The 3,409-nt window shown below is 61.9% G+C and carries 4 protein-coding genes; 1 reads left to right on the top strand and 3 read right to left on the bottom strand.

The features are described 5' to 3' along the window. A partial coding sequence (locus VKP01_RS10765; RefSeq protein WP_324412145.1) for a glycosyltransferase family 2 protein occupies positions 1 to 1,388 on the top strand: 1,388 nt, incomplete at its 5' end. On the opposite strand, the gene VKP01_RS10760 is transcribed toward VKP01_RS10765, so the two are convergent. The 3 genes from VKP01_RS10760 to VKP01_RS10750 all read right to left on the bottom strand — a co-directional run bounded on the left by VKP01_RS10760 (position 1,373) and on the right by VKP01_RS10750 (position 3,192). Further along, positions 1,373 to 1,570, bottom strand: a complete 198-nt coding sequence (locus tag VKP01_RS10760) for a hypothetical protein (protein WP_324412144.1) — start codon at positions 1,568 to 1,570, stop codon at positions 1,373 to 1,375. The genes VKP01_RS10765 and VKP01_RS10760 overlap by 16 nt on opposite strands. A 25-nt stretch (positions 1,571 to 1,595) precedes the next feature. Continuing rightward, positions 1,596 to 2,249, bottom strand: coding sequence for an acyl-homoserine-lactone synthase (locus VKP01_RS10755; RefSeq protein ID WP_324412142.1), 654 nt, complete (start codon positions 2,247 to 2,249; stop codon positions 1,596 to 1,598). Between the two features lie 217 nt (positions 2,250 to 2,466). Continuing rightward, positions 2,467 to 3,192: an autoinducer binding domain-containing protein gene (locus VKP01_RS10750; protein ID WP_324412140.1), complete on the bottom strand. Its 726-nt coding sequence runs from the start codon at positions 3,190 to 3,192 to the stop codon at positions 2,467 to 2,469. Between the last annotated feature and the right edge of the window lie 217 nt (positions 3,193 to 3,409).

Genomic DNA, 3,409 nt, shown 5'->3' with positions numbered 1-3,409 from the left:
TGCTTGCGGGAATGGCGGCCTTCGCCCTGCTGCCGGTGAGCCTGCCCCCGGATCTGGCTTTTGCCTTGATCAGTGTCGTGATCTGCCTCGTGAGCGCATTTCTTGCGCTCTTGCGCATCACCACCTGTCGGGAAAACGCCGGCCTTACCCCGAAGATCCGCCCGCCGGCGCTACCTGATGCCCATTTGCCGCATTACAGCATCGTGGTCGCGCTCTACCGGGAGGAGGCGGTGGCAGAGCAGCTCTGTGATGCGATCGCGGCGATCGATTACCCGCCGGCAAAACGTGACGTCATCTTCGTGATCGAAGCCGACGATCCCTGGACCCATGCTGCGCTGCGCCCCCACGCGCAGCGCCACGGCTACCGCATTCTCGTCGCGCCTGACGGCAGGCCGCGCACCAAGCCGCGCGCCCTCAACGCGGCACTGCCATTCGCGCGTGGCGCGCATCTGGTGATCTATGATGCGGAGGATATCCCCGAGCCGGGCCAGTTGCGCCTTGCTGCAGAAACCTTCGCCGCGCTCGGCCCCGACACCGTCTGCCTGCAGGCGCGGCTCGCCATCGACAACGATTCCGACGGCATTCTGCCCGGCTGTTTCGCGGTGGAATACGCCGCCCTGTTCGACGTGATCAATCCTGGCTTCCTGCGGCTCGGCCTGCCGGTTCCGCTCGGGGGAACTTCCAACCATTTCCGGATCGAGGCTCTGCGCGGGGCCTGTGGCTGGGATGCCTGGAACGTGACCGAGGATGCCGATCTCGGCTTGCGGCTGGCGCATATGCGGCTTTTCACGGCAGATCTCCCTGCGACGACCTGGGAAGAGGCGCCGGTGGGTCTGAGGGCATGGCATGCGCAGCGCAAACGCTGGATGAAGGGATTTCTGCAAACGGCGATCACGCATACACGTGATCCCGTGCGCGCCGCACGGGCCATGGGGGTGATGCGCTATCTGGTCGTGCTGGCCTGCACCTTCGGGGCCGTCTTCTCGGCCATGTCCTATCCGTTATTCTTCCTGACGGGACTCGTCGCGCTCGCCACCCCGGTTTCCATGACGTTCGGCCATGCCCCTTTCTGGTTGGACTGGTTCCACAAGGGCGTGATGGGCCCTTATGGATTGCTGATCTTCACCGTGGCCGGGGTCACGTTCTGCCTCGGCGTCGCGGCCACGCTCGGGCCGGCGCTGATCGGTGTCATCCGACGCAAGAGAGTGGGGTTGTTGGCCTGGCTTCCGTTGCTGCCGTTCTATTACCTGCTCGTCAGCGCCGCCGCCTGGTGCGCGCTGCGGGAACTGTTTACGGACAGCTCCGGCTGGCACAAGACGCCGCATGGCGCGGGCAGTCGCCGGTGCAGACCGGCTCTGCCCGCAAGCCGGCCTCAGGAAAGCCGGTGACGCATGCTCTGATGATTTTTCGAAATCCGCTTTGCCGCGACGTAGTAGATCGCGGCATACACGTTGTCGAGCAGATGCGCGAGGACGGGATCGCCCTCTTCGCGCACCACGCCGGCGAGTTCACCGATGCGCTCGGCGACGTCATCCAGATTGTCCTTGTTGTCGTCGTACTCGATATGCATGTCTGCGCCCCTGTTTGTTTTTTGTTCACGCCGCTCTTGAGAGAAAACGGACGCATTCGCGTGCGCCGTCGATGATGATGTCTTCATGAATGCCCGCCCGCCCGCGAATATCTGCGAGGGCCTCTGTCGTGACGTCCCACAGCCCCACCGAGATCGTGCCGGTTTCGAAAGCAGTGGAACGTGCGAGCACGTCCGGTGCCCAGCCGATCCGGCGGTAGATGCGCTGCATATGCGGCTCGAAAATGCCGATATACTGGGTAAGGCCGGCCTGCAGACCGATCTCGCACATGGCGATCGCGATTTCGCAGGTGGCACGGTCTAGCCGTGTCGGCGTCAGTCTGCGTGGATTCTCAGGATGCACGCAGAACCGCGTCGCCTCCCAGATCGTGGCGCTGACGAGATCCACGTCATCGTCAAAAGCCTGGTCGAAGACATCACGCTGCAGGGTCGGGCCGGTCGTCGGCATCAGCCGGATCGATCCGACCACCGCGCCTGTCTCGTCGTCGAGGGCGATGACATAGAGCGGGTTGAGCGCGTCGTAAGGGTCGCTTTCGCGGCCGTTATCGACATGAACGTCCCAGCCGAGTTTGTCGCGGAAGATCGCTGCCCTTCCACGGAACATGGCGTCGACGATCCCGGCGTGACGATCTGCTTCGTGTCCGTTGATCAGGGTAATCATCTCGGGTCCTTTCCTTGATGGCAGAACCCAGAATCGGTGTTTTACAAGGTTTCGCAATCCGTCAAAATTGACCTTTCGCAGGGTCAAAGGTGTGCAGTCCAGAAAAAGCATTTTATGATTGCGAAAGTTCCAGCGTTGATTTTCACCGATCGGCCGATTACCGCCTGCCATGAACGCCTGATTGTTCTTCAGGGGACGGGCCTGATCGTGCAGCCGGTCAGTGTTCGACGATGCCCAGCGCGATCGCGCGTGCGACTGCCTGGGCCTTTGTCAGGCTGGAGAGCTTGTGGCGGGCGGAATCGAGATAGCCGCGCACGGCGCGCTCCGAGACGTGAATCCGCTCGGCGGTGCCCGCGATTGTTGCCCCTGCTGCGGCCCATTGCAGGCATTCGCGCTCGCGCCGCGAAAGCTGGATCGGCGCCTCTTCATCGTCGCAGCACAGGGCCAGCACGCGGTGATGCACGTAATTGCCGATCAGCTGGATATCGCGTGTCTGGGCCAGTTTAAGGCTCTGCCATTCACGATCGGGCAGGGCTGAGACCACGGTGAAAACGGCGAGATCTCCGCGTGCGCCACGGATCGGCACGGTCAGCCCCTTCCGCCCGATACCGAAATCCAGTGCTTCGCGAAAGAGCAGTTGCGGCGTCCCTTCCGGCACGCTCAGCCGGTCCCAATCCACAGGCAGGATGCTGCGCGCGGCCTGAAGCACGACCGGATCGATCTCGAAATAGCGCTGCGAACGATACCGGCTGATCCATTGCTCGGGATAGGAATGAATCACGACGGGATTTTCGCGCGGATCATTGGGCAGCCGCAGGGCATGGTAGCCCGCATGGGCAAAGCCGTAGATGTCGATCAGGCCCATGATCGCCCGCTCGAGGTCGGGCAGCGATTGCGCGTCCTCGATCTGTTCCAGTACCGAATAAAATGCGCCGTCACGCATAAGCGGGTTCCGATGAGCGGGCTGACGTGAATTGAATTTTGCCGATACCCCTGCTTCTGTATAATAGAAGCGACAGTATTTGGAAATATAGCGTATGGGTTGTATCAGGTTGCGACGCTCTCTGCGATAGAGGGCTGTGTTGTGACACGAACGAAATTCATCGTCGCAACGTTTGAAGACATGGGATCGGTTCTCAGCGCGCATTGCGCCGATTCCG

The organism is Saliniramus sp., from assembly GCF_035311605.1.
Taxonomy (GTDB): domain Bacteria; phylum Pseudomonadota; class Alphaproteobacteria; order Rhizobiales; family Beijerinckiaceae; genus Saliniramus.
The sequence above is the reverse complement of the archived record's forward strand: the minus strand, read 5'-3'. Positions and strand labels throughout refer to the sequence as shown.